Here is a 26,611-nt window from a genome sequence, read left to right as displayed (position 1 = left end):
GTGAGGGGAACAAACAAAAAGGTTGGCCGCAGCGCGGACGCTGCGGCCAACCTTGTCATGGCGCAAACACCGCTCAGAGGCGGAAGCGCGCCACCATGTCGTGCAGGTGGTTGGACAACTGGTGCAGCTCGTTCACGGTGCGGGTGGCGCTTTGCACCGCCTGGTCGGTTTCGATCGCCATGTGGTTGGCGGTCTCCGCCGCGCGGGCCATGTCGGTGGTGGCGATCGACTGCTCGCGGGTGGCGTCGGCGATGTCGCGGATGGTCAGCACCACGCGCGACACCTCGTCCTCGATGCCGGCCATCTGCCCGGCGACCTGGCGCGAGGCGCTGACCCCGTGCTGTACCGATTCACGGGTGTGCTCCATGTCGCCCAGCGCCGATTCCACGTCGTGGTGGGTGGCATCGATCAGCGCGCCGATCTCCACCGTGGCCTTGCCGGTGCGCTCGGCCAGCTTGCGCACCTCGTCGGCCACCACCGCGAAGCCGCGTCCGGTCTCGCCGGCGCGCGCCGCCTCGATCGCCGCGTTCAGCGCCAGCAGGTTGGTCTGGTCGGCGATGTCCTTGATCACGTTGATGATCTGGTCCATCTGCGCCGAGCGCTGCCCCAGCGCGCCGAGGGTGGTGGCCAGCTGGCCGACCTGGCCGGCGATGCGCTCGATGCCGCCGGCCAGCTCGCCCACCGCCTGCGCCGATTGGCGCGAGGTCTGCCCGGTCTGCACCACCACCTCTTCCGCCGAGGTGGCGTTGCCGGCGATGTGGTTGATGCTGACGGTGATCTGTTCGATGGTGGCGGCGGTGGCGCTGGAGGCGTCGGCCTGCTGCTGCGAATCGCTGGCCAGCTGGCGGGTGATGCCGTTCAGCGCGTCGATGCCGCCGTTGAGCGACACCGAGTGCTCGCGCACTTCCAGGAACATCTGCCGCAGGCTGCGGATGAAGCGGTTGAACGCCTCGGCGGTCTGGCCGATCTCGTCCTGCTTGTCCACGCTCAGCTGGTGGGTCAGGTCGCCGTCGCCGCTGGCGACATCCAGCAACGCATCGCGCAGCCGCACCAGGCTGGCCAGCAGGCGGGTGAGGGCGAAGTTGGCCAGCACGATGCCGGCTACCGCCACCAGCAGCCCGGCCAGCACCAGCGTCAGCAGCAGCTGGTTCAGCGGGGCCAGCATCACGTCCTTCTCCACCACCGTGCCCAGCACCCAGTCGCTGCCGGCGATGCTGGCTACCTCGGCGTAGTGGCTGCGGCCGTCGATCTCCACTTCATGCAGCGTCGGGCTGTTGCCGGCGGCGCTGACCAGCGCGGCGTCAAAGCCCGGCATCACCTCGGCCACCGGCTTGAGGGTGGAATCGGCCGCCGGGTGGCTGACGATCTTGCCGTCGCGCGTGACCAGAAAAGCGTAACCGTCGCCGCGCAGCTTGATCGCCTTTACCACCGCGGTCAGCCCGTCCAGCGCGATGTCGCCGCCGACCACGCCGAGTTGCGCGCCGCCGCGCAGGATCGGGCTGGCCACGGTCACGCCCAGCTTCTGCGTGCTGCTGAACACGTAGGGCGCGGTGATGGCAACGCCTTTTTGCGCGCTGGCCAGCTGGTACCACGGCCGCGCGGTCGGGTCGTAGCCGTCGGCCGGCAGCTTGTCAGGCGTGTGGTAGCGCATCGCCTTGTCGGTATAGCCGGCAAAGGTCTGGTCGAAACCACCGGCGTCCTTGCCCTGTTGCAGGAACGGGTACGGCGCGCTGGCATCGACATCGCCGAGGCGGTTGGCCGTCGCCTGGATGGCGTCGCGGCGCTGGGCCAGCCAGCGGCCGAGTGCCTCACTGTTGCCGGCGATGGCGGCGTCCAGCTCCTGCTGCACGCCGTGGATGATCTCGCTGCGCATGCGCTGGTAGGCAAGGGCGGACAGCACCGCGATGGCAATCGCCAGCAGGATGGCGACAAAAAACAGGAGTCGCTGTTTTAACGACATGGGTATTCCTCTGATAACGGGGCAACGCGGCGACTCTGCTGGCCGCCTGGCGTTGCCGGGGTCGGGTGGGGTGTGTTGGGGGTGCCGCGTTCGCACTTTATTTTATGAATCTTTGTGATAAATCAGCGCGCGCGATGATAACAATCTATAACAGCTGCCGCCACCCTCAGTCGCGCCGCTGCCGCATTGGCAGGATTGCCACGCCGGTGGCCGGTGTGCAGACCGCGTCGCCGCGCGTGCCAGGGGTGGCCGCAAGGCGCAGCATCAGTGCCAGCGCGGCTCTCAGCGGTATGTGTGTAATAACTGGCCATCTCGATAAGTCACGCTAGCGAGTTGTGTCGCTGCGATGCGTAATCAAACGACTACAATTTTTTGTAAATAAGTAATTTGTACAATACAATAACTATACAAAATTACGATAACCCGTTCGCCACCACGAGAAAACGCCATGTTCAATACCCGGCTCAAACAGCAGATCGGCGAGCTGCAACAGCAGCTGCGCACCCAGCAGGCGATTGCCAGCGCGCTGGAGCGTTCCTTTGCCAGCGTCCATTTCGATGCAGAGCGCAGGGTGGTGGCGGCCAACCAGAACTTTCTGGACACGCTGGGTTACCGCCAGCTCGGCGATATTCTCGGCCAGCCGCACAGCCTGTTCTGTGCCAGCGACGATGTCGCCAGCCGTGATTACGCGCAGTTCTGGGCGCGGTTGCAGCGCGGTGAGCCGTTCCAGGGCAAGGTGCAGCGCGTTACCGCCGCAGGCGGGGTGGTGTGGCTGGAGGCGACGTACAGCCCGGTTGTCGACGCCGCCGGCCACATCAGCGGCTATGTGAAGTTTGCAACCGACATCACCGCCCGCGTGCGCGAGGCGGCGCACAACCGCTCGGTGCTGCAGGCGCTGGATCGCGCGATGGCGACCATCGAATTCCGCCCCGACGGGACCATCGTCGGCGCCAACGACAACTTCCTGCGCACCATGGGCTACCGCCTGGAGCAGCTGCGCGGCCAGCATCACCGCCTGCTGTGCGAGCGCGAGTTCGGCGACAGCGCCGAGTACGAGCAGCTGTGGCAGCGCCTGCGCCGCGGCGAGTTCTTCGCCGGCCAGATCCGGCGCCGCCACCACGACGGCCGCACGGTGTGGCTGGAGGCCAGCTACAACCCGGTGCTGGACGAAAACCAGCAGGTGGTCAGCGTGATCAAGTTCGCCACCGACATCAGCGCCCGCGTCGAGCAGGTGCAGCAGGAGCGCGACAGCGCCCAGTTTGCCTACAGCTCGTCACGGCAGACGCTGGACTGGTCGGACAGCGGCGTGGCCGGCATCAGCCAGAGCGTGGAGGAGATCCGGCAGATGGCCGGCAGCATCGAGGCGGCCAGCCACACGGTGCAGCAGCTGGGCGCGCGCTCGCTGCAGATCACCTCCATCGTGCAGACCATCAAGGACATCGCCGACCAGACCAACCTCTTGGCGCTGAACGCGGCGATCGAGGCGGCGCGGGCCGGCGAGACCGGGCGCGGCTTCGCGGTGGTGGCCGACGAGGTGCGCAAGCTGGCCGAGCGCACCACCGCGTCGACCACCGAGATTGCCGCCATGGTCGGCGACATCCAGCAACAGACCGGCAGTGCGGTGCAAAGCATGGCGCAGATCCTGCAACAGGCGCAGCACAGTGTGACGCTGACGCAGCGCGCCGGCAGCACCATCGCGCAGATCCGCGACGGCGCCCACGCGGTGGTGGAAGCCATCGGCCGCTTTACCTACCTCAAGTCGTGAGCCGGCGCCGCGCCGCCGCGGCGGCCGTTCAGTCGAGCTGCGGCGTGCGCTGCAGCTTGCCGGTGTCAAAGCCCTGCTGCCGCAGCCGGGCCAGCAGCGCGGCGTAGGCGGCCGGCGCCACGCTGCGGCTGCGCGCCAGCACCCACAGGTAGTCGCGCTTCGGCTCGCTGACGGCGACCAGCTGGTAGTCCTCGTCCAGATCGATCACCCAGTAATCCCCCCACACCCACGGCAACCATGACAGCCAGGCCGGCGCGAAGCGCACCTGCAGCTTTGGCGAGCTGGCGCCGCCGATTTGCCGCGCGCTGCCGCTGGCGCTGCTGATGTCGCCATTGGCCAGCCGGCAGCGATTGTCCACCGTCACCGTGCCGTCCGCCTGCAGCCGGTAACGGGCGCTGGCATTGGCGACGCACTTTTGCTGAAACCAGTTGGGAAAGCGGGCGATCTCGTACCAGGTGCCCATGTAGCGCGGCACATCCAGCGCGGCAATGGTTTGCAGGCGGCCGTCGCCGGCAATGCCCGCCGGCTGCGGGCTGGCGCAGGCCGGCAGGGTGGCAAGACACAGCAGGGCGGTAACAAGGGTCTTTTTCATGGGCGGGTTCCCGGCGGGCTGGCCAGCCGCGCGACCGATGTTGGGCGCGGCAATGGCGTGATAAAGAAAATAAAACTATCTGAAAAAGACATTCAATTGGAATTGGCTATCGTAATGCGGCATGATCCATCCGTCGACAACGACTAACCCATTCAAGGAGCGAAGCATGTCCATCATCAACAGCCAGATCAAACCGTTTGCCAGCAAAGCCTTCCACAACGGCCAGTTTATCGACGTGACTGACCAGACGCTGCTGGGCAAGTGGTCGGTGGTGTTCTTCTACCCGGCCGACTTCACCTTCGTGTGCCCGACCGAACTGGGCGACCTGGCTGACCTGTATCCGCAGTTCCGTGATATGGGCGTGGAAATCTACTCGGTGTCCACCGACACCCACTTTACCCACAAAGCGTGGCACGACACCTCCGACACCATCAAGAAGATCCAGTATCCGATGCTGGCCGACCCGACGCACCTGATCTCGCGCAACTTCGGCGTGCTGATCGAGGAAGCCGGTCTGGCCGATCGCGGCACCTTCGTGATCGATCCGGAAGGCAAGATCCAGATCGTGGAAATCAGCGCCGGCGGCGTCGGCCGCGATGCCTCCGAACTGCTGCGCAAAATCAAGGCGGCCCAGTACGTGGCGGCGCACCCGGGCGAAGTGTGCCCGGCCAAGTGGAAAGAAGGCGATGCCACGCTGGCACCGTCGCTGGACCTGGTAGGCAAGATCTAAGCAAAGCTGCTGCGTGCCCGTGATTGCGGCTTGGGCGCTGCTCGGCATCCTCATGTACTCAACGTACATTCCGGTGCCTGCGCTGCGGCCGCACCGCACTGACAGGCACTCGTGACGCTTTGCTGCGTTTTCGCCGCCCTTCGGCCAGATAGCTTTGTCGGCGGCGTGGCGCGGGGGCTTGCCGTACGCCATGTACTGTCTGCGCCCCCGCTGGCTGGCCTTCGCGCTCTCGGACCGAATCATCGACGGAAACAAGGTGGGAGAAACACTCCCCAACACCCGACATTCATTGCCGGGTGCCCCGGAAAACGGCTTGCGGCCAACCTTAGCGCCACGAACAACACCTCGCAGAGAACCTGAGCCAAGGCGCGCCGACGCAGACAGTACACGTCGTACGGCAAGGAGGCGCAACGCAGGATCAGGGGTGTTGTTAGCGGCTCGTAGAGGCCGCTTTCCCGGGTACCCGTACACCAAGGAGCACACCATGCTGGACAACAATATCAAGACGCAACTGCAAGCTTACCTGACCAACCTGCAGCACCCGATCGAGCTGGTGGCCTCGCTGGGCAACGGTCCGAAAGACGAGGAAGTACGCGGCCTGATCGCCGACATCGCCACGCTGTCCGACAAGGTCAGCGCCCGTTATGACGGTAACGATGCGCGCCAGCCGTCGTTCACTGTTGGCCGCAACGGCGATGCCGCCAGCCGCGTGCAGTTTGCCGGCGTGCCGATGGGCCACGAGTTCACCTCGCTGGTGCTGGCGCTGCTGCAGGTGGGCGGCCATCCGTCCAAGGCCGGCCAGGCGCTGATCCAGCAGGTGAAAGACCTGAGCGGCGAATACACCTTCGAGACCTATATCTCGCTGTCGTGCCAGAACTGCCCGGACGTGGTGCAGGCGCTGAACCTGATGGCGGTGCTGAACCCCGGCATCCGCCACACCATGATCGACGGCGCGCTGTTCCAGGACGAGGTGAACGCCCGCCAGATCATGTCGGTGCCCACCGTGTACCTGAATGGTGAAGTGTTCGGCCAGGGCCGCATGGGGCTGGAAGAAATCGTCGCCAAGCTGGACACCGGCGCCGCCGCCCGCGATGCGGCCAACATCGACCAGAAAGACGCCTTCGACGTACTGGTGGTCGGCGGTGGCCCGGCCGGTGCCGCGGCGGCCATCTACACCGCCCGCAAGGGCATCCGCACCGGCGTGGTGGCGGAGCGTTTCGGCGGCCAGGTGCTGGACACCATGAGCATCGAGAACTTCATCTCGGTGCAGGAAACCGAAGGCCCGAAACTGGCGATGGCGCTGGAACAGCACGTCAAGGAATACGACGTGGACGTGATGAACCTGCAGCGCGCCAGCAAGCTGGTGGCGGCCAGTGAAAGTGCCAGCGGCCTCACCGAAATCCAGCTGCAAAGCGGCGCCACGCTGAAGGCCAAGACCGTGATCATCGCCACCGGCGCCCGTTGGCGTGAAATGAACGTGCCGGGCGAACAGGCCTACCGCAACAAGGGCGTGGCCTACTGCCCGCACTGCGACGGCCCGCTGTTCAAGGGCAAGCGCGTGGCGGTGATTGGCGGCGGCAACTCCGGCGTGGAAGCGGCCATCGATCTGGCGGGCATCGTGTCGCACGTGACGCTGCTGGAATTCGGCGATGCGATGCGGGCCGACGCGGTGCTGCAGAACAAATTGCGCAGCCTGCCCAACGTGACCATCATCCTGCAGGCGCAGACGACCGAAGTCACCGGCGACGGCAGCAAGGTAAATGGCCTGTCCTATACCGATCGCGTCAGCGGCGAGGCGCGCCACATCGAACTGGAGGGCATCTTCGTGCAGATCGGCCTGCTGCCGAACACCGACTGGCTGCGCGGCAGCGTCGAGCTGTCCAGCCGTGGCGAGATCCTGGTTGGCCGCCATCAGGACACCACCGTGCCCGGCGTGTTCGCCGCCGGTGACGTGACCGACGTGCCGTACAAGCAGATCATCATCGCCATGGGCGAGGGCGCCAAGGCCGCGCTCGGCGCCTTCGATCACCTGATTCGCAGCGGCGTGTCCGCCAGCTGAGTCAAGGTTGGCCGCAGCCTGCGGCCAACCTTGGCATCCCAGATGCAAGCCCCGTATCGGATGATGCGGGGCTTTTTGTCGTGTGCCGGCGCTCGTACCGCGGCCTATACTGCATTGCGCACCCCGCGTGCGGCTGGCCAGCCGCCGCGGCGGTCAGCTCGTGGCGCCCGCCGCTAGTCACAACTGTCTTTTTCGTCGTTCCGCGTGGTGATTTCTGCCGCAAAAATGCTGATCAATACTGATTTTCCTGCCAGCTTTCCTGATGTTATATTTTCAACAGTTGCTTGAATCTGTTTTTACTGTAACCTACGATGAAGCGTAGCAAACCCAGCCGGCATCAGGGAGGAGGGCTTTCATCACGGTCTGGGATTGTCAGGACGAGGTGTAGTACCGATAGAGCTTTGGCGGTGGTGCCGGCGCTTGCTGGCGCAATCGCCTCCATGCAAGAAGCCATGCGGTGTGAACGTTATCGGCACGTGCCATGAGGTGGGAATCACGCGTGCGATTCCTTGGCAGGAACCGCCTCTACATTGCGATCTAATGGAGGCACAAAATGTTCTCATTAACCAAGCTAAGAAAGGCGCTGTCCGCCTTCGCCCTGTGCTGTCTGGGCGTCATGGGCATGGGCATCACGCCGTTCGCCTTAGCAGATAACCCGGCAACCTATTTCCAACTTGACGGCGACATGAAGGGCGGCACCCAAGAGAAGCCGGACTGGAGTGATGTCTTTGACAGCAATCTCCCTGCTGTCGGCGCCACCCCGAAAGCGTCGCTGCCTAGCGGCTTCAGTTCGCCAACCTTCGTCGTTGACTTTTTTCCGGCCACCAGCAACGACAACAGCCTGTTCGCTACCGGGAGTAAGGATACCCTGAACATCACCCCGGGCTGGCAGTGCAAGAAGACCAACAACGTCAATGACAAGACTGATATCAACAATGCCTACGCGGTTGCCTACATCAATCCAAACAATCACCTGATTGTCTACTTTGCTCTGGATGTGGCCTCCAATGACGGTACCAAGGATGTCGGTTTCTGGTTCCTCAAGGACCCGGATGTCAGCTGCCCTGCCGGTAGCGGCACAACCTCATTCGTCGGCAATCACACTGATGGCGACGTATTGATCGTGTCCGAATTTACCAATGGTGGCCGCGTCAGCGAGATCAAGGCCTACCGCTGGAACGGCGGCGCGAATGGTTCGCTTGGCACGTCACCGATCGCCTCTGGTGGCGAGTGCAACGGCGATGCTTTTAACGTTTGTGCCAGGGTCAACACTGCCGTGCTCAACGGCGATGGCGCCAATGCCGATGTGCCTTGGCTGGTAAAAAGCAAGACCTCCAATCCTAGCGGCCCTGCCTACACCAGCAGCAAGGATCTGGATATCGGCATGTTCTTCGAAGGCGGCATTGACCTGACTGCGGTCGGTATCTCCGGATGCTTCAACCGCTATCTGGCCGATACCCGTTCGTCGACCTCGCTCGGTGCCACCATCTTCGACTTTGCGCTGGGTGATTTCTCCAACTGCAGTATTGGCGCGGCCAAAGCTTGTACCCAGGCAACCGTGAATAGTGACTTTGCCACCTTTACCAGTCCGTTTACGGCCACGGTCACCAACTCCAGCCCAACCGGAACCGTCTATGACGTAACCATTAACGAGAGCTTCAACTTTGCCAATACCGGCGAAACCAGCTGCACCATCACCAGCAACACTGGCGATCAGAATGTCAACGGCACCGAGCTCATTACCGGCACGCCGGTGAAAGTGGCCAGCAGCCTGGCTCCGGGAGCGAGCGTAACCGTCGGCATTTCGTGTATCGGCAGCCTGAACAGCTTCCAGAATGCTATCCATGCTGCGGCCGGTTCGGCTCCGGGGCAGAGCGATATCACGAAGGATGCGGTCGTCAGTGCCGTCAGCGCGAGCGCTTGCCAGGCGACAGTGACGGCGGATCTGGATATCACCAAGGTCTGCAAAGGGATGCAACTGGTGGCCGGTACCAATGGTCTGCTGGCGCTGCAAACCGATGTCAGGGTTGAGGTGAGCAACCCGAGCACTTCCAACCAGTCGGTGACCATCACGACTCCGGTCGATACCAAGGTCAGCACGCTGAACCAGGTTGATTGCATCACCGGGGTCGCCAAGTCGGATCTGGTACTGGCACCAAACGAGACTGCCTGCTTCCTGGGTAGTTACAACCCGACCAATGCCGATCTGGTCAACCCGCCGTCCAGCGCCGCGTTCACCGATGGCGTGAGTGTAACGGGCGAGGGCAGCATCAATGGCACCTTCACCGCAGGTCCGGTGAATGCCACCTGCTACCTGTGCGATACCGATCTTGATGGTATTCCGGATGTCACTGACACCAGTGACTGACCGGCAGTGGCTGCAGTAAACCGCCTTTCCTGAGCATCGGGAAAAGCCAGGGCGATGGATCGCAAGATCCATCGCCCTTTTCATCTGGCGTCGGCACCACGGGCACCGTCCCCTGCGCTTACTTGCTGCGCCCCTTGGCCCTGGTCGTGGTGGTCGTGCTGCTGCCGATCACGTAGCTTGACGCGCCGCTGCCACTGTATGTGGTGGCGCTGCTGTTGCTGGCCTTGGCTCCGATGCTGTAGCTCCCGGCCAGTGCCGAGCCTGGCGATGTGACCGTCAGGGTGGTCGATGCGCTGCTGCCGGCGGCGAGGCTCAGGCTGGCGTTTTTCCAGCTGCCGCTCCAGCCGCTGGGCAGGCTGCCTTGCAGGCTGAAGCTGGCGGCGCTGCAGCTGCTGCTGTCGTTATTGGTGACCGCGACGGTGTAGGTCACCGCGGTGCCAGCCACGACCGTGCTGCCTGGCGACGACATCACCAGCGACGGATTGGCGCGGGTGCAGGTGCTCTTGGCAAACGTGACATCCACGCCGATGCCGCCGCTGTTGGCCCAGGTCGGGGTGATGGTCACGCCTGCGCTGGTGTCGGTATAGCTTTGTCCGATCACCAGGGCCGGGTCGGCCAGATCGGCAGTGGCGGAGTAGGAAAGACTGCCCGGCGTCATGTCCAGCGCGTAGCTGCTCGACGCGGCACCATCCGTGCCGGTGCGTACCCACACCCCCGCAAAGATATTGCCCGGCTGATAAATGCTGTTGGTGCTGAAATAGTAGTCAACCCCGATCGGCTGGCGGTATTCCAGGTAATACCAGGTCTTGGCGCCGGTGACCGGGTCGGTACTCTTGAGAATCTTCAGCCCCTTGGCATTGCTGCCGCCCGTCTCGATCGGCTCGATCACATAGCTGCCGCTGCTCTGTACCGTGGTAATGGCAGGAGAGGCGCTGTAGTTCAACCAGCCCAGCCTTTCCTTCTGGAAGGCATTCAGATGTCCCGTTTGCCATCCCATGATATCGACGCGGTCACCATATTCGACATAGGTGCAGCTGTTGCCGGTGGCGCTGACATCGCAGTCCAGGCCGTGCGAATGCCACAAGCCGAGAGCGTGGCCCAGCTCGTGCCCGACCACACTCAGCGACATGGTGCCGTTGATGAAGGACTGCGAGGGAATGCTGCCCACCGAGGACAGGCCGCCCCAGCTGCAGCTGCTGGTATTGGGGAACGCATACACAACGCGGGCGTAGCCGGAGAGATCAACCCCGGCGGCACTGGCCGCCGCCTTGGCGGCGCTGGCGATGTTGTCGCTGTTGCAGGTATCGGTGCTGTTGAGCGGCAGCGTGTACCAGCCGAATACCTTGCCGCTGAACGAGGTCTGCTGGTAAGAGTTTTCCAGGTAGAAACTGTTGACGGAGCCGCTGGCGCTGCCGAACACGAAGCTGTGCCACTGCTCAGGCGTCCAGGGCTTGTTGGCGGGCTGATCCTGGAAGTTGACCAGCAGCACCGCGGTGCTTTGCACCCCCAGGGCATTGATCCCCGTCGCCGGTGCCGCCAGGTACTGGTAGCTGGTGTCGCCACCGGTTTCCAGCATCAGGCTGTTGCCGCTCAGCGTGCCCTGTACCCGTACCTTGCTGCCCGGCTCATGCTGCGGCTGTTTTGTCTTGAATTTAAGCTCGTAGCGTTGCCCCGCTTCGGTCTTCAGGAACTGCCGCGAGTGGCTCTTCTTGTTCTTGAAGTCATCTTCGGTCCACAGCTCCAGCTCGCCTTCAAGCTGGATTGGCTTGGCGGCCACGCTGGCTGGCAGGGCCGGTGTTGTCTTGCCTGACGCCAGGGTGATACCTGGTGCCGCAAGCAGCAGAAGCAGCAAGCAGGCGCCCGGCAACATCGTCGGCAGGCCGAAACGTTGGCCGCAGGCACGCATTGCGCGTTGAAGCATGACATTCCTCTCATCATCAAAAGAAAAGCCCATCCCCCGCAACTGCCTACACCACTCATGACCGTACTCGTAGAAGGCACATTTTCTGAAAACAGACTAAATGTTTTCATTGATGCGGTTTTATTAGTATCAGCGTCTGCTTAAAAGTGTTTTGTGGCGTGTGTGCAGCTGTGCACCGGTTAACTGCTGCTCTAGGCGGCGGGTGATGAATATTCCGAGAATTTACTTAATATTGAAGAGCGAACTATACACAAGAAACAGGCAATGGCAATATTGCCAAAAAGCAATTGCTTAAATATGGAAATGTGATTGTTTTTATTGTTGTTTTTTGGTTTTGTCATGGTGGGTTGTTTATTTTATATTAAACAAAATTATGTTAATCATTCCGATATTTTATTTATTCAAGATGATGTTTATTAATTCATAAGCAATATACATTGCTTGGTGGCAATAAATAACCCTAAATAGATTAAATGTAAACTTGGAAGGGTGATGCCAGGACGACAGCGGCGCGCAGCGTGCTTGCGGCGGGGCAGGAGGCGGGAGCGGAACGGGGCAGGGAGTGTGGCGCGGCGGCAGCGGGTCTGCGGCCAACGTTGGCGGTGCGGAGAAGGAAATGCGGGTGCGCGCGCCAAGCCGCTCGGTCGTGCGGTGGTGACGACGGTGGCGCTGTCAACGGCGCCCCGGGACATCGTGCCGGCGGGAGGGTGTGGTGCGCCGGACTAGCCGCGGTCGCGGTTAGCCGGTACCAGACTGCAGTCGTGCTGTGGGGCTTGTCGGCGATGCCGGCTCAGGGCGTGGTGTTGCCCAGTAGCTGCTCTATTCGTGCCGCCGGGATGGCGCCGGCAACGCGCTCGTTATTGGCGAAGATCAGCGTCGGCGTGCCGGTGATGCGGTGGGTGCGCGCCAGTTTGGCCAGATTGGTGATCGGGGTGTCGCACTCGCCGCTGCCCTCCGGCACGGTGTTGTCGTGCACCGAGGCCAGCCAGGCCTTGGCGCGGTCCGGTGCGCACCAGATCTTGCGCGACTTCAGCGTGGCACCGGGGTGCAGCTGTTCGATGGGGTACAGGAACACGTAGATGGTGACATCGTTGACCTTCTGCAGCTCGCGTTCCAGCTGCTTGCAGAACGGGCAATCCGGGTCCTCGAACACGGCGACCTGGCGCTTGCCGTTGCCCCTGACGATCTTGATCGCCTGTTCGAAAGGCAGCTTGTTGAAGCTGATCTCGGACAGCACTTTCATGCGCTCGGCGCTCAGGCTTTGCCGGGTCTGGGCATTGATCAGATTGCCCTGGATCGCGTAGCTGACCTTTTCATCGACATAGAATAACTGGCCGATGGCATATACCTCGTACAAGCCGGTCAGCGCCTCCTTTTTCACCGAGGACACCTCTGCGCCGGGGAAGCGTTCTTCGAATGAGCGTTTCACCGATTGCTCGTCCGCCACCGCCAGTGCCGACAGCAAGGCGGTAATCAGCAGTGAACTGCGCAGCAGTATTCCCATGATGAATCTCCCGATGGCCGATAAATGCAGAAAAGATCAATCCGATATAGTTCAGATTGGGTTTCGCTGCCGACTATTCATCATTCTTAATGGGAAGATTCATGTTTTATGGTGATTGTTTGTCATGGCGGGTTTTTATCGGCATCACCGCAATGCGCTGGCACGGCGGTCGCGCGGCCATTCTCGGTTACCGCTCGGTCAATGATGTTCGCCGTGCAGTGGTGGCCGGTTGCAGTGCCGGCTTGCGGCCAACCTTGTCGCCGCGGCGAGCCGCGGTGGGCTGGCCGACGGCTGGTAAAGCGTGATGCTGATGCCGGCATGGTGATCATTGTTTTTAATTGAACAGTATTTCAATAGTAATACTGCTTCAATGCCATGTTGCCGTGCTCATTCACCTTGGCGCACCGTTTGCCGGTCAAGCCTTCGCCGCGCTGGCAAGGCGTCATGATGCTGCTTCAAGTTTTTAACATGTCATGAAATTTAAAATCAGCGCGCGGATTTTTGCTGAATGGCGTCGTACAAAACGGTGCAATCCGCCGCGCTGACTGGCCGTGGCGTGCACCTTGCCGGTGCTGCCGCTGGCACCGCTACGGGGCAGGCCAGGCTTGTCGCTGCGCGGTATCGGCCGGTCGTGCCGAGCTATGGCGGCGGCCATTGTCTGCCGGATGGGGACCGGGCTCACCCGCTGCGGACATGGCTGAAATGCGCTCTGCGTAAGGCGTTAAATACGGGTTATTTTCTTTGTAGAAAACTTTATTGCTTATTGCGTGTTGTTGGTATTTTTAACATCAATAAATTATTTGATTTTCATGAGCTGGCCACTAAGATCAATTTGAGTTTGCAGCAATGCGGTGGTGGCGGTCCGGGCCGGGGAGGCGGCGGATTGGCGATTGCGGCTGATTACAAAGCGATCATAAGGGGAAGTGAGCCATGGGAAGCCGTCAGTCAATTGCGCGTTTGCTGCGCCTGAATCTGGGTGACACCACGCGGCAGATACTGGACCAGGCCGTCGATGCCGTGGTCAGTATTGATGACAATAACAATATTACCTATTTCAACCCCGCCGCCGAACGGCTGTGGGGCTACAGCGCGCTGGAGGTGCTGGGCCAGAACGTGAAGCTGCTGGTGCCGCAGCTGATCCGCCACGATCACGACCGGCTGGTGAACGCCAACCGCGAAACCGGCGTCGACAAGATCGTCGGCAGCAGCCGCGAGGTGCTGATCGAGCGCAAGGACGGCGGCAAGGTGTGGGGCAGCCTGTCGCTGTCCAAGGTGCAGCAGGGCAAGTCGATCACCTATACCGCCTTTGTGCGCGACATCACCACCGAACACACGGCGCGCGAAAGCATCCGGCAGACGCTGGAGCAGGCGCTGGACGCGGTGGTCAGCATCGACGAGCACAACCTGATCACCTTTTTCAATGCCGCGGCCGAGCGGCTGTGGGGTTACGCGCGCAGCGAGGTGCTGGGGCAGAACATCAAGATGCTGGTGCCCAAGGACATCCAGGGCAGCCACGACGGCTACGTCAACGCCAACCGCCACACCGGCCAGGACAAGATCGTCGGCACCAGCCGCGACGTGCCGGTCTTCCGCAAGGACGGCACCCAGCTGTGGGGCAACCTGTCGCTGTCCAAGGTGGAGATCGAGGGCCGCATCACCTACACCGCCTTCGTCAAGGACATCACCAAGGAGCGCCAGGTGCGCGAGGCGCTGAACCAGACGCTGGAGCAGGCGCTGGACGCGGTGGTCAGCATCGATCCGGACAACAACGTCACCTTCTTCAACGCGGCGGCGGAGCGGCTGTGGGGCTACGAGCGGCGGGAGGTGCTCGGCCACAACGTGAAGATGCTGGTGCCGCAGATGATCCAGTCGCAGCACGACGAGCTGGTCAACGCCAACCGCCGCACCGGCGTCGACAAGATCGTCGGCACCAGCCGCGAGGTCTGCATCGAGCGCAAGGACGGCAGCAAGGTGTGGGGCAGCCTGTCGCTGTCGCGGGTGCGCTGCGGCGATCGCATCAGCTATACCGCCTTCGTCAAGGACGTGACCCGCGAGCGCGAGGCGCGCGAGATGATGAACCAGACGCTGGAGCAGGCGCTGGACGCGGTGGTCGCCATCGACGAGAACAATCTGGTCACCTTTTTCAACGCGGCGGCGGAGCGGCTGTGGGGCTACGAGCGCCGCGAGGTGATCGGCCACAACGTGAAGATGCTGGTGCCGCAGGCGATCCAGAGCAATCACGACCATCTGGTCAACGCCAACCGCAGCAGCGGCCAGGACAAGATCGTCGGCACCAGCCGCGAGGTGTCCATCGAGCGCAAGGACGGCAGCAAGGTGTGGGGCATGCTGTCGCTGTCCAAGATCCGGCTGGAAGGACGCATTGCCTATACCGCGTTCGTGAAGAATGTGCAGGGCGAGCACGAGAGCCGTGACACCACCGACGGTGCGATGAACGCGGTGCTGGCCTCCAGCAACCAGATCGGCCAGATCGTGTCGGTGATCGACGAGATCGCGGCGCAGACCAATCTGCTGTCGCTGAACGCGGCGATCGAGGCGGCGCGGGCCGGCGAGGCCGGGCGCGGCTTTGCCGTGGTGGCGGACGAGGTGCGCAAGCTGGCCTCGCGCTCGTCGTCCTCGGCCAAGGAGATCAACGGCCTGGTGGATGAAACCAAGCAGCGCATCAGCGAGCTGGCCAATTCGCTGCAGCGCCTGTCCGGCTAGCGCGCCGGTTGTTTCCTGTCCTGCACGCCGACCGTCTGCCGACGGTCGGCGTTGTCATTGGCGTGCCGCGCACCGCCGACGATTTTGCTGCCGCTGCGTGGTCTGGCCGCACAGGGTCGCGCGCGCCGTGCGCCGCTGGCGAGCTTGCCAGGGCGGCAGGCACGCCCGGTATCGGGGCCGCCCGAACCTCGCCGCCCACACTCGCGCGCCTGACAAGTGCCGGCGGTCGCGGCATGATGGTGGCGGGCCGGAGCATGCTTGCGGCCAACCTTTGGAGCCGCCATGTCCTTGCTTGCCACCGCCCGGCGCTGGGCGCATCAACTCAAGCGCGATGTCGTCACCGTCTACTTTGCCGCGCGCCATCCGGCTACACCGCGCTGGCTGCGTCTGCTGGCCTTGCTGGTGGCCGCCTACGCGCTGAGCCCGATCGACCTGATCCCCGATTTCGTGCCGCTGCTCGGTTATGTCGATGACTTGCTGCTGCTGCCACTCGGCCTGCTGCTGGTGCTGCGCTGCCTGCCGCCGGCGGTGCTGGCCGCCTGTCGCGAACAGGCGGCACAGCTGCTGACGCGGCCGCGCAGCCGCCGCGCGGCGGTGGTGATCGCCGGCCTGTGGCTGGGCAGCGCGCTGGCGCTGGCGTGGTATTGCTGGCCGCGCTGAGCGCCTTGGCGCCGCTTTACCCTCGGTGGCGACTCGATCTCAATGGCGCGATACGGCGTCAAGTACCAGTCAGACATGTGCCGTTAGCACTGCTAAACGCCTAGGCCGTTGTCGCCTTGTCTCGCGTGAGCTGCTGAGGCTGTGAGCACGCGCTTACAGCAGTATTTTCAGCGCCAGCCCGAGCACGGCGCAGCCGGCGATGACGTGGATCACGTTGCGCTTGAAGCGGAACAGTGCCACTGCCGCCAGCAGCGCAATCAGCAGTGACGGCCAGTCGAGGCCGCCGGAAAAGCCGTGCGGCCACAGCACGTGGTAGCCGAAGAACAGCGCCAGGTTGAGGATCACGCCAACCACGGCGGCGGTGATCGCGGTCAGCGGCGCGGTGAACTTGAGGTCGCCATGGGTGGCTTCCACCAGCGGTCCGCCGGCAAGGATGAACAGGAAGGAGGGCAGGAAGGTGAACCAGGTCACCACGCAGGCGGCGACGGCCCCGGCGGCAAACAGCGCCTCCGGCCCGAACAGCGCCTGGCCGTAGGCGCCGACAAAACCGACGAAGGCCACCACCATGATCAGCGGCCCCGGCGTGGTTTCGCCCAGCGCCAAGCCGTCGATCATCTGCGTCGCCGTCAGCCAGCCGAAGTGCTCCACCGCGCCCTGATAGACGTAGGGCAGCACCGCGTAGGCGCCGCCGAAGGTCAGCAACGCCGCCTTGCTGAAGAACCAGCCCATCTGCGGCAGCGTGTGCGGCCAACCGTACGTCAGCGTCAGCAGCGCCATCGGCAGCAGCCACAGCAGCGCGCCCACCGCCAGCACCAGTCCCAGCCGGCGCCAGCAAAAGCGCGCGTGCGGTGGTGACGGCGTGTCGTCGTCGATCAGTGCGGCACCGAACGATTGGCCGCCGCCGGCGTGGCCAGCCGCGCCGTGGAAGGCGGCCGGTACCAGACGGCCGCCGACATGGCCGGCCAGCGCGGCCGCGGCCACGATCAGCGGGAACGGCAGCCGCAGCACGAAGATGGCGACAAAGGACGCCGCCGCGATGCCCCACAGCAGCCGGTGGCGCAGCGCGCGCAGGCCGATGCGGTGCGCAGCCTGCAGCACGATGGCGGTGACTGCCGGCTTGATGCCGTAGAACAGGCCGGCCACCAGCGGCACCTCGCCAAAGGCAACGTACAGCCACGACAGCAGGATCAGGATCAACAGCGACGGCAGCACGAACAGGGCGCCGGCGATGATGCCGCCCACGCTGCGGTGCATCAGCCAGCCGATGTAGGTGGCCAGCTGCTGCGCCTCCGGGCCGGGCAGCAGCATGCAGTAGTTCAGCGCGTGCAGGAAACGGCGCTCGGACAGCCAGCGTCGCTTCTCCACCAGCTCCTGGTGCATGATGGCGATCTGCCCGGCCGGGCCGCCAAAGCTGATCAGCCCCAGCTTCAGCCAGAAACGGAAGGCCTGCCAAAGGCTGACGGGGGCGGGGGGATCGGCAGGCGCGAGCCTGGTGGCGGTGTCGGGTGGTGTCATGGCGGTGGATGGTCGTGGGTGACAGGCGCGGCGTGCGGCCAACGTTGGCCGCACGGTGCGTCGGCCGGCGGTACTGCACGGATGGCGCAGGCGGTCGCCGGCAACGGCCTGCCAGCTTAACGCGTTTGGCGCCGCCCCGAAACGCCGCCGCCCGCCGCTGGCCAGCGTGCCGGTGGCGGCGATGGGCGAAGGCGGCACCATTATCTATGCTGTATAAAAGCCACGCCCGGGCGCGGCCGGCTGCATGGCCGGCCACCGCTTCGGGTAACATGCGGCAAGGTAGGCGGCTGGCCGGTGCGCGGGTACTGGCGCGCCGCCGCCGCGACCGTTGCACCTGTCCCCCTCGCCGGTGTGCCATCGCGGCGTCAATCAAGGATCAATGTGGCATGACAGGTCATCCCCGTAATCGTTTTATCCTGCTGTCGATCACCAGCTACGTCGTGTGCGGGCTGTTGTGGATCCTGTTGTCCGACCGTCTGCTGCTGCTGTTTGCCGATGCCGGCGCGCTGACCTGGCTGTCGACCGCCAAGGGCGTGCTCTTCGTCATCGCCACCGCGGCGGTGTTCTTTTTCCTGCTGCGCGCGGTGCCGCCGTTCGATGCGACGCAGCGCGAATCGCTGCTCGGCAGCCTGACGCTCAGCATCGACCGCGAGCGGCGGCCGCACTGGCTGCTGTATGTGTTCGCGGTGGTGATCACCGCTGCGGTCATGCTGCTGCGCCTCAACATCCCGGTCGATTTCGCCGTGCAGCCGATGCTGATCCTGTTCATGCTGCCGATCGTGCTGTGCGCGCTGCTCGGCGGCCTCGGGCCGGGGCTGTTTGCCACCGCGCTCGCCGCGCTGGCCACCGATCTGGCGGCCGAGCCGCACTTCCACAGTACGGCCTCATCACCCTACGTGCAGCTGCAGTGGGCATCGCTGGTGCTCAACGGCATCGGCGTCAGCCTGCTCAGCGCCTTGCTGCGCCAGTCGCTGGCCAAGCAGGAGGTCAACCGCCGCCTGCTGGATGCGGTGGTGTCCGGCACCACCGACGCGGTGTTCGTCAAGGACGAGCAGGGCCGCTACCTGCTGGTCAATGCCGCCGCCGCCGCCTTTGTCGGCAAGCCGGTGCACGATATCCTCGGCCGCGACGACCGTGAGGTGTTCGATGCCGCTTCGGCGCAGGCGCTGATGAGCAAGGACCGCGACATCATGGCCGCCGGCGCGGTGCAGACCGCCGAAGAGCGGCTGACGCTGCCGGACGGCAAGGCGATGGTGTTCCTGGTCACCAAGGGGCCGATGTTCGATGGCAACGGCCGCATCAACGGCCTGTTCGGCATCTCGCGCGACATTACCGAGCGCAAGCGCATTGACGACGAGCTGCGCTATGTGCTGAACGAGGCCAGCGATGCGATCTGGGTGACCGCGGCCGACGGCCGCTTCCTGTTTGCCAACCCGGCCGCCTGCCGCCTGAGCGGCCACCCGCTGCCACTGCTGGAGCAGCTGCACTTTGTCGAGATCCTGGCAGCCGAGAGCCAGGCCGAGCTGCCGGCGCACCTGCAGCAGCTGCAGGCCGCCGCCTTCCTGCGCCGCGAATGGCAGCTGCGCCATGCCGACGGCCATCCGCTCACCGTCGAGCTGACCACCGGCCGCATGCAGGATGGCCGCTACATGATCTTCGGCCGCGACCTCACCGAGAAAATGCGCGCCGAGCTGGCGCTGCAGGAGCGCGAGCAGCAGCTGGCGCGGGTGATCGACGGCTCCGACCAGGGCTACTGGGACTGGAACCTGCAAACCAATGCGTTCGAGGTCAGCGCGCGCTGGGAAACCATGCTCGGCTACACGCCGGGAGAAATGGCGATCACCGTCGAGCGCTGGCCGGATTACGTGCATCCGGAAGACCTGCCGCGGGCGATCGACTCCATCCAGCGCCATCTGTCCGGCGCGGCGCCCAGCCACGAGGTGGAAATCCGCTGCCTGTGCAAATCCGGCGCCTGGCGCTGGATGCTGTCGCGCGGCCGCATCGTGTCGTGGGACGCGCACGGCCTGCCGCTGATGATGTCCGGCACCCATACCGACATCACCGAGCGCAAGCTGTTCGAGCTGGCGCTGAAAGAGGCGGCGGTGGTGTTCGACAGCAGCTACGAGGGCATCATGGTGGTCAGCCCAGCCGGGCAGATCACCAAGGTCAACGCCGCCTTCTCGCGCATTACCGGCTACCGCGCGGACGAGGCGGTCGGGCAGTCGCCGAAGCTGCTGTCGTCCGGCCAGCACGACGCCGCCTTTTACCGCGAGATGTGGGATTCGGTGCGGCAGCATGATTTCTGGCGCGGCGAAATCTGGAACCGGCGCCGGAACGGTGACTGCTATCCCGAGCTGCTGTCCATCTCGGTGGTGCGCGACGAGCTGGGCCAGGTGCGTCACTACGTCGGCATTTTCTCCGACATCAGCCAGCTGAAGGCGCACGAGGCCGAGCTGGAGCGCATCGCCCACTTCGACCCGCTGACCGGCCTGCCGAACCGGCGCCTGCTGTCGGACAGGCTGGGGCAGGCGATCCGGCACACCGCGCGCAGCGGCAAATCCTGCGCCGTGTGCTTCCTCGACCTTGACGGCTTCAAGGCGATCAACGACCAGTACGGCCATGCCGCCGGCGACCAGCTGCTGATCGGCGTCACCGACAACCTGAAAGCGGTGCTGCGCGCCGACGACACCCTGGCGCGGCTGGGCGGCGACGAATTCGTGGTACTGCTGGTGGACGTGGCGGGTACGGAGGAGTGCGCGCAGGTGCTGGAGCGGTTGCTGGCGGCGATCCAGCAGGAAGTCTGCCTTGGCGATGCGGTGGTGCGTGCCTCGGCCAGCATCGGCGTCAGCCTCTATCCGCAGGACAATGCCGACGCCGATACCCTGCTGCGCCATGCCGACCAGGCGATGTACCTGGCCAAGGATGCCGGCAAGAACCGCTACCAGATGTTCGACCCGGAAAGCGACCGCAAGGCGCAGGCGCACCGCAAGGAGCTGGAGCTGCTGCGCCACGCGCTGGACAACGGCGAGTTCGTGCTCTACTACCAGCCGAAGGTGGACCTGGAGAACGGCGACATCATCGGCGCCGAGGCGCTGATCCGCTGGCGCCACCCCGAGCGCGGCCTGCTGGCGCCGGACGCATTCCTGCCGCTGCTGCACGGCAGCGAGCTGGAAAACGTGGTCGACGAGTGGGTGATCAACACCGCGCTGGCGCAGGCGTCGGCGTGGCACGACGCCGGGCTGGTGATGCGCGTCAGCGTCAATGTCAGCGCCGGCTACCTGCTGGCGCCGACCTTCTATGCCGATCTGGCGCGTGCGCTGCACCGCCACGGCAATGTGCCGCCGGCGCACCTGGAGCTGGAGGTGCTGGAGACGGCGGCCATCGCCGACATGGAGCAGGCGGTCGCCATCCTGCAGCGCTGCCGTCAGCTGGGCGTGCACTTTGCGCTGGATGACTTCGGCACCGGCTATTCGTCGCTGACCTATCTGCGCAAGCTGCCGGTCGACACCCTCAAGATCGACCAGAGCTTCGTGCGCGACATGCTCACCGATGCCGACGATCTGGGTATCGTCGAAGGCGTGATCCAGCTGGCGACGGTGTTCGAGCGGCAGGTGATCGCCGAAGGGGTGGAAACGCTGCAGCACGGCGCGGTGCTACGCCGGCTCGGCTGCCGGCTGGTGCAGGGCTACGGCATTGCGCGGCCGCTGGCCGCCGACGCCTTCCCGCACTGGTGCCGGCAGTGGCAGAGCGATGCCGCCTGGCGCGCGCTCACCGAAGCCTCCTGAGCGCCTGTTCACCGTCGCTCACGCGTGACAAGGCAAACATGGCTGAGGTGGCGTTGAGCTGACGGTAAACCAGCGTGTCGAAGGCGTTTCCAACGCTGTATCGCCCCATTGCCATCCGTCGCCGCCGACATTGAAGCGCTTTTGAGTGCCGGCGTAGGCCGCCGGCGCATTGTCCATCCCAATTTTCCGGGTTGATTACGCCATGCCGAGATTTGCCTTTGCCCCGCCGCATCCCCGCCTCGCCCTGCGCGTGGCGCTTAGCCACCACGTCGCCAACGGCCTGTCGGCGGCGCTGGGGCTGCTGCTGATCTCCGCCGCGGTGCACCTGTGGCTGGGCGCCCTGGCCGCGGCGGCGGCCTCGGTCGGCGTGGTGGTGTGCATTCCGCCGGACCAGCCGGCGCCGCGGCGCGGCAAGTTGCGGCAACTGCTGCCGGCGGCGCTGCTCGGCCTGCCGCTGTTCCTCGGCACGCGCTTGCTGCACGGCGATACGCTGCAGCTGGGCTTGCTGTTGCTGCCGGCCACCTTCATCGCCTTTCTCGCCGCCGCGTGGGGCAAGCGCGGCATTCCGCTGTCGGTCTCGATCATGTTCGCGATGCTGTTCGCGATGGCGATGCCGGCGCACGACGGCACCGCGCCGGTGCTGGCCAGCAGCCTGCACTTCGCGCTCGGCGCCGGCCTGTACCTGCTGTGGGCGACGCTGGCCAATGCCTTGCTGAATGGCCGCTACCGGGTGCTGCTGCTGGCCGACACCCTGCTGGCGCTGGCGGAGCTGATGCAGCTGCAGGCGCAGCAATTCCTGCCGCCGGACAGTGACGAGCGGCGCCGGGCGCCGTTGATCGGCCGCCTGCTGCGCGAGCAGGCGGCGCTGACCGACCAGCTGCAGAGCGCGCGCAACATCCTGCTGGAGTCGCCGCGCACGCCACGGCGGCAGCAGCTGGCGGCGATGTTGCTGCAGGTGCTGGAAATGCGCGATCACCTGCTGGCTTGCGAGCTGGATCTGGACGCGCTGAAATCCCGCCCCGGCCACGCACCGGTGCTGGGCGTGCTGCACGAGGTGTTGCAAACGTTGGCCGCAGACATCGCGCAGCTGGCCGACAAGCTGCTGTACGGGCGCACGCCGTCGCCGGTCGCCAGCCTGCGGCCGCTGCTGGCCACGCTGCACTGGGCAGAGGCGGAAGCGGCCGCCGAGTCGCAGGCGCCGTCGGCGGCGATGCTGGCGCGCGGGCTGGCCAACCGTGTCGGCAACATCAACGACGAGGTGGTGCGGCTGGTGGCGCTGGCGCGCGGCGAGCAGGCGCCGGATCTGACCGGGGTACGCGCCAGCTGGCAACTGTTCGTCAGCCCCACCGCGTGGTCGTTGCGGCCGTTCGCCGGGCTGTGGCGCTGGGATGCGCCGCCGCTGCGCCACGCCATCCGCGCCGCGCTGGCCGTCGGCGCCGCCTACGCGCTGGCGCAGGTGCTGCCGTGGGTGGCGCACGACTACTGGATCCTGCTGACCATCGTGGTGGTGCTGCGCGGCAGCCTGGCGCAGACGCTGGAGCGGCGTAACAGCCGTGTCGCCGGCACCCTGCTCGGTTGCGTGATTGCCGGCGCACTGCTGGCGCTGCAGCCGTCGACGTGGCTGTTGCTGCTGGCGGTCACGCTGGCACAGGCTTTCGCCCATGCCTTTGCCGTGCGCCGCTATCTGGTGACGGCGGTGGCCGCCACCGTGCTCGGCCTGCTGCAGGCCCATATGCTGCATGCCGGCGCCAGCCCGGTGTTCGGCGTGCCGGAGCGCATTGCCGATACCCTGCTCGGTGTTGCCATCGCCTGGGCGTGCAGCTATGTGCTGCCGTCGTGGGAGCGGCACCAGATCCCGGCGCTGGTGGCGCGCACGCTCAGCGCGCAGGCACGCCATGCCCGCGTGGCGCTGGGACTGGGCCAGTTGCAGGCGATCGACAACGAGCCGGAGCTGGCTTGGCGCCTGGCGCGGCGCGAGGCCTACGACAGCCTGTCGGCACTGGTGCAGGCGACGCAGCGCTCGCTGGCCGAGCCGCGTGCGGTGCGGCCGCCGCTGGCGCCGCTGGGCTTGCTGCTGGCGCACAGTTACCAGCTGCTGGCACAGCTGACGGCGGTGAAGAGCATGCTGCTGTTGCGTCGCGACCGTCTGCAGCCGGAGCAGATCCGCCAGCCGCTGCAGCAGGCGGCGCAGTCCATCGACAGCACGCTGCAGCACGCCGGCGGCGCGGTGGAGGAGGCGGCGGAAGCGGCGCCGGGGCCGGTGCTGCTGCCCGATCCGTTCGAGAGCGATCTCAGCCCGTGGCTGCTGCGCCGGCTGGAGCTGGCGACCCGCCTCGCCGGCCAGCTGCGGCAGGATGCCGATCAGGTGCTGGCGCCGGCAACCCCGACACCGGCAAGCCAGGCTGCGGCCGAATAAGGCTGAACAAGGCTGAACTGGCGGTCGCTTTCAGCGCCGCCAGGCGGCGACGCGCTTGCTGCCTTCCAGCAGCAGCAGGGTGGCGCAGCCGAGGGAAAATGCCGCCAGCCACAGCGCAGGCGCCGGCGGCACGAAGCCGAAGGCGCCAGCCAGCGCCGGGATGCTGGTGATCAGCAGCAGGCTGAGCAGGGTGCCGCCCAGTACCCACGCCGCCACCGCCGACAGACCACCGAACAGCGCCTGCCAGCCGCTCTGCGCCGAGCGGTTGGGCAGGATCAGCAGCGCATTGGCGCTGACCAGCACGATGAAGGTCAGCGCCCGCGCGGTGGCGTCGTCGAGCGCCACCGCCAGGCTGACGGCGTAGGCGACGCCGCAGCTGAGCAGCACCAGCGCGCCCTGCGCCAGCGCCAGCAGCAGTTGCGGCCGCGACAGCAGCGTTTCGCCGGCGCGGCGCGGTGGCTGCTGCATCTGCTGCGGCCGTTCCGGCTCGGCCTCGAACACGATGGAGCAGGCCGGGTCGATCACCAGTTCCAGAAAGGCGATGTGGATCGGCGCCAGGATCAGCGGCATGCCGAACAGCAGCGGCAGCATCGACAGCCCGATGATCGGCACGTGCACCGCCAGCGTGTAGCTCATCGCCTGGCGCAGGTTGGCGAAGATGCGCCGCCCGAGGCGGATCGCGGTCACGATGGCGGTGAAGTCGTCGTCCAGCAGCACCAGCGCGGCGGCCTCGCGCGCCACGTCGGTGCCGCGCTTGCCCATCGCGATGCCGATGTGCGCCGCCTTCAGCGCCGGCGCGTCGTTGACGCCGTCGCCGGTCATCGCCACCACCTCGCCGGCGGCCTTCAGCGCGTTGACGATGGCCAGCTTCTGCTGCGGCGTGACCCGCGCGAACACGTTGATGCCGGCCAGCTGCCGGCCAAGGTTGGCCGCATCGTCGCCCAGCGCCGCAAGCTCGCTGCCGGTCAGCGTGCCGCGGCTGGCGATGCCGGCCCGGCGGGCGATGGCGCGCGCGGTGTGCGGGTGATCGCCGGTGATCATCAGCACGCGGATGCCGGCCTGCTGGCACTCGCGGATGGCGGCGGGCACCTCCGGGCGCAGCGGATCGGCAAAGCCGACCAGTCCGAGCAGCTCGAAGTCGAAATCATGCTGCAGCGACGGCCACTCCTGGTGCAGACTGTGCCGTGCCTTGGCGATGCCCAGCACGCGCAGGCCACGGTCGGCCAGCGTCGCCGCGTCCGCGATCAGGCGCGCGCGCGCCGCGTCCGGCAGGTGGCACAGCTCGGCAATCGCCTCCGGTGCGCCCTTGGTGGCGACCACGTCGTCGTCGTCGCCATCCTGCCGCCACAGGTGCGACATTGCCAGCAGCGCCGGCGACAGCTCGTACTCGCGCGCCAGCGACCACGCCGGGTGCAGGTGTTCGGTATCGGCCAGATAGGTGCGTGCATAGTGGTGGAAGGCCTGCTCCATCGGGTCGTGCGGTTCGATCTCGCTGGCCAGCACCGCGTATTCCAGCAGCTCGTGGTAGGCCTCCGGCAGCTCGCCGCCGGGTAGCTCACCGGTGTCCAGCAGCTGGCCGTCCACCGCCAGCGCCGCCAGCGCCATGCGGTTCTGCGTCAGGGTGCCGGTCTTGTCGACACACAGCACCGTGGTTTCCCCCAGCGTCTCGATGGCGTTCAGGCGCCGGGTCAGCACCTGGTGGCTGGCGATGCGGCGCGCGCCCAGCGCCAGGAACACGATCATGATCACCGGGAATTCCTGCGGCAGGATGCCCATCGCCAGCGTGATGCCGGCCAAGAGCGCGTCCAGCCAGCTGTCGCGCAGCAGCCAGTACAGCAGCGCCAGCAGCAGGCACAGGCCGACGCCCAAGAGCGCCAGCTGCCGCGTCAGCCGCGCGATCTCGTCGCGCAGTGGCGAGGCTTCGACGGCGATGGTGGTCAGCGATTTGCCGATGCGGCCCAGCTCGGTGTGCTGGCCGGTGGCGCACACCTGCAGCAGGCCCTGGCCGCGCACCACCAGCGTGCCGGCGTAGGCCGGCTCGCGCTGGCCGAACTTGGCCACCGGCTCCGATTCGCCGCTGAGCATCGATTCGTCGGTGGCCAGCTCGTGCGCCTGCAGCACCACGCCGTCGGCCGGAATGCGGTCGCCCTCGCTGAGGATCAGGATGTCGTCGCGCACCACCTCGCGCCCGGCGATGCGCTGTGCCTCGCCGTCGCGGATCACCAGTGCGCGCGGGCTGGACAGGTCGCGCAGCGCCTCCAGCGCGTTCTCGGTGCGCCGCTCCTGCACGATGGTGACCGTCATGATGATGGCGACGAAGCCGAGCAGGATCAGCGCCTCGTGCGCGTCGCCCATCGCCAGATAGATGGCACCTGCGCCAAGCAGCAGCAGGAACATCGGCTCGCGCACCACCTCGCCGGCGATGGCGGCCAGGCTGCGGCGCTGCTCGGTACCCAGCTCGTTGGCGCCTTCGGCGGCCAGCCGGGCGCGGGCGACGCTGTGGCTGAGTCCGCGGGGAAGGGCTTCGCTCATGACGGCTCCGGCAGGGGAAACAGGGCAGGGGTGCGTATAGCGGTTATAGCAGTCGGCACCGCGACTGGCGGTAGGGAGAGGCG

Annotated in this window: 16 protein-coding genes; 10 read left to right on the top strand and 6 right to left on the bottom strand. The window is 65.5% G+C overall.

Annotation, left to right across the window (positions count from 1 at the left end; all coding sequences use genetic code 11):
* Positions 1-73: 73 nt before the first annotated feature.
* Positions 74-1,960, bottom strand: a complete 1,887-nt coding sequence (locus C8E02_RS11185; RefSeq protein ID WP_211329225.1) for a methyl-accepting chemotaxis protein — start codon at positions 1,958-1,960, stop codon at positions 74-76.
* A 448-nt stretch (positions 1,961-2,408) separates the two neighbouring features.
* Between C8E02_RS11185 and C8E02_RS17740 the strand changes: the two genes are divergently transcribed.
* The gene (locus C8E02_RS17740; protein ID WP_120810832.1) at positions 2,409-3,725 is read left to right on the top strand and encodes a methyl-accepting chemotaxis protein; all 1,317 of its coding nucleotides are present in this window, start codon (positions 2,409-2,411) and stop codon (positions 3,723-3,725) included.
* A 28-nt stretch (positions 3,726-3,753) separates the two neighbouring features.
* Here the strand turns inward: C8E02_RS17740 and C8E02_RS11175 are convergent, their stop codons facing one another.
* Positions 3,754-4,317, bottom strand: a complete 564-nt coding sequence (locus C8E02_RS11175) for a lipocalin family protein (protein ID WP_120810831.1) — start codon at positions 4,315-4,317, stop codon at positions 3,754-3,756.
* A gap of 166 nt (positions 4,318-4,483) precedes the next feature.
* Between C8E02_RS11175 and ahpC the strand changes: the two genes are divergently transcribed.
* The 3 genes from ahpC to C8E02_RS11160 all read left to right on the top strand — a co-directional run bounded on the left by ahpC (position 4,484) and on the right by C8E02_RS11160 (position 9,474).
* Positions 4,484-5,047, top strand: a complete 564-nt coding sequence (gene ahpC, locus C8E02_RS11170) for an alkyl hydroperoxide reductase subunit C (RefSeq protein ID WP_047965683.1) — start codon at positions 4,484-4,486, stop codon at positions 5,045-5,047.
* Positions 5,048-5,531: 484 nt separating this feature from the next.
* A complete protein-coding gene (ahpF, locus tag C8E02_RS11165) occupies positions 5,532-7,106 on the top strand; it encodes an alkyl hydroperoxide reductase subunit F (RefSeq protein WP_120810830.1) in 1,575 nt (524 codons plus the stop codon).
* A 553-nt stretch (positions 7,107-7,659) separates the two neighbouring features.
* Positions 7,660-9,474, top strand: a complete 1,815-nt coding sequence (locus tag C8E02_RS11160) for a hypothetical protein (RefSeq protein ID WP_245961131.1) — start codon at positions 7,660-7,662, stop codon at positions 9,472-9,474.
* A 118-nt stretch (positions 9,475-9,592) separates the two neighbouring features.
* Here C8E02_RS11160 and C8E02_RS11155 read toward each other — a convergent pair whose 3' ends face one another.
* Complete coding sequence (locus tag C8E02_RS11155; RefSeq protein WP_120810829.1) at positions 9,593-11,395, bottom strand: NEW3 domain-containing protein; 1,803 nt, start codon at positions 11,393-11,395, stop codon at positions 9,593-9,595.
* 790 nt (positions 11,396-12,185) lie between these two features.
* A complete protein-coding gene (locus C8E02_RS11150) occupies positions 12,186-12,899 on the bottom strand; it encodes a DsbC family protein (protein ID WP_245961130.1) in 714 nt (237 codons plus the stop codon).
* A gap of 101 nt (positions 12,900-13,000) precedes the next feature.
* Here C8E02_RS11150 and C8E02_RS17455 point away from each other — a divergent pair, with 101 nt between their 5' ends.
* The 4 genes from C8E02_RS17455 to C8E02_RS11140 all read left to right on the top strand — a co-directional run bounded on the left by C8E02_RS17455 (position 13,001) and on the right by C8E02_RS11140 (position 16,280).
* Positions 13,001-13,204, top strand: coding sequence for a hypothetical protein (locus C8E02_RS17455; protein ID WP_170152147.1), 204 nt, complete (start codon positions 13,001-13,003; stop codon positions 13,202-13,204).
* 203 nt (positions 13,205-13,407) lie between these two features.
* The gene (locus C8E02_RS17255) at positions 13,408-13,869 is read left to right on the top strand and encodes a hypothetical protein (protein WP_147424488.1); all 462 of its coding nucleotides are present in this window, start codon (positions 13,408-13,410) and stop codon (positions 13,867-13,869) included.
* Positions 13,830-15,620 (top strand): PAS domain S-box protein, encoded by a 1,791-nt coding sequence (locus tag C8E02_RS11145; RefSeq protein WP_120810828.1) that lies wholly within the window; start codon positions 13,830-13,832, stop codon positions 15,618-15,620. The genes C8E02_RS17255 and C8E02_RS11145 overlap by 40 nt, the downstream gene beginning before the upstream one ends.
* 282 nt (positions 15,621-15,902) lie before the next feature.
* Entirely contained in the window at positions 15,903-16,280 is a 378-nt protein-coding gene (locus tag C8E02_RS11140; RefSeq protein ID WP_120810827.1) for a YkvA family protein, read from the top strand.
* A 153-nt stretch (positions 16,281-16,433) separates the two neighbouring features.
* Here C8E02_RS11140 and chrA read toward each other — a convergent pair whose 3' ends face one another.
* Positions 16,434-17,996, bottom strand: coding sequence for a chromate efflux transporter (gene chrA, locus C8E02_RS11135; RefSeq protein WP_245961129.1), 1,563 nt, complete (start codon positions 17,994-17,996; stop codon positions 16,434-16,436).
* Between the two features lie 185 nt (positions 17,997-18,181).
* Here chrA and C8E02_RS11130 point away from each other — a divergent pair, with 185 nt between their 5' ends.
* Positions 18,182-21,580, top strand: coding sequence for an EAL domain-containing protein (locus C8E02_RS11130; protein ID WP_170152146.1), 3,399 nt, complete (start codon positions 18,182-18,184; stop codon positions 21,578-21,580).
* Positions 21,581-21,782: 202 nt separating this feature from the next.
* A complete protein-coding gene (locus tag C8E02_RS11125; protein WP_120810824.1) occupies positions 21,783-23,996 on the top strand; it encodes an FUSC family protein in 2,214 nt (737 codons plus the stop codon).
* 30 nt (positions 23,997-24,026) lie between these two features.
* On the opposite strand, the gene C8E02_RS11120 is transcribed toward C8E02_RS11125, so the two are convergent.
* The gene (locus C8E02_RS11120) at positions 24,027-26,528 is read right to left on the bottom strand and encodes a cation-translocating P-type ATPase (protein WP_120810823.1); all 2,502 of its coding nucleotides are present in this window, start codon (positions 26,526-26,528) and stop codon (positions 24,027-24,029) included.
* Positions 26,529-26,611: the final 83 nt, after the last annotated feature.

Origin of the sequence: Vogesella indigofera, from assembly GCF_003633895.1 — a bacterium.
GTDB classification, from domain to species: Bacteria; Pseudomonadota; Gammaproteobacteria; order Burkholderiales; family Chromobacteriaceae; genus Vogesella; species Vogesella indigofera.
Note: the sequence above shows the minus strand (reverse complement) of the source record. Positions and strands in the feature narration are given on the sequence as shown.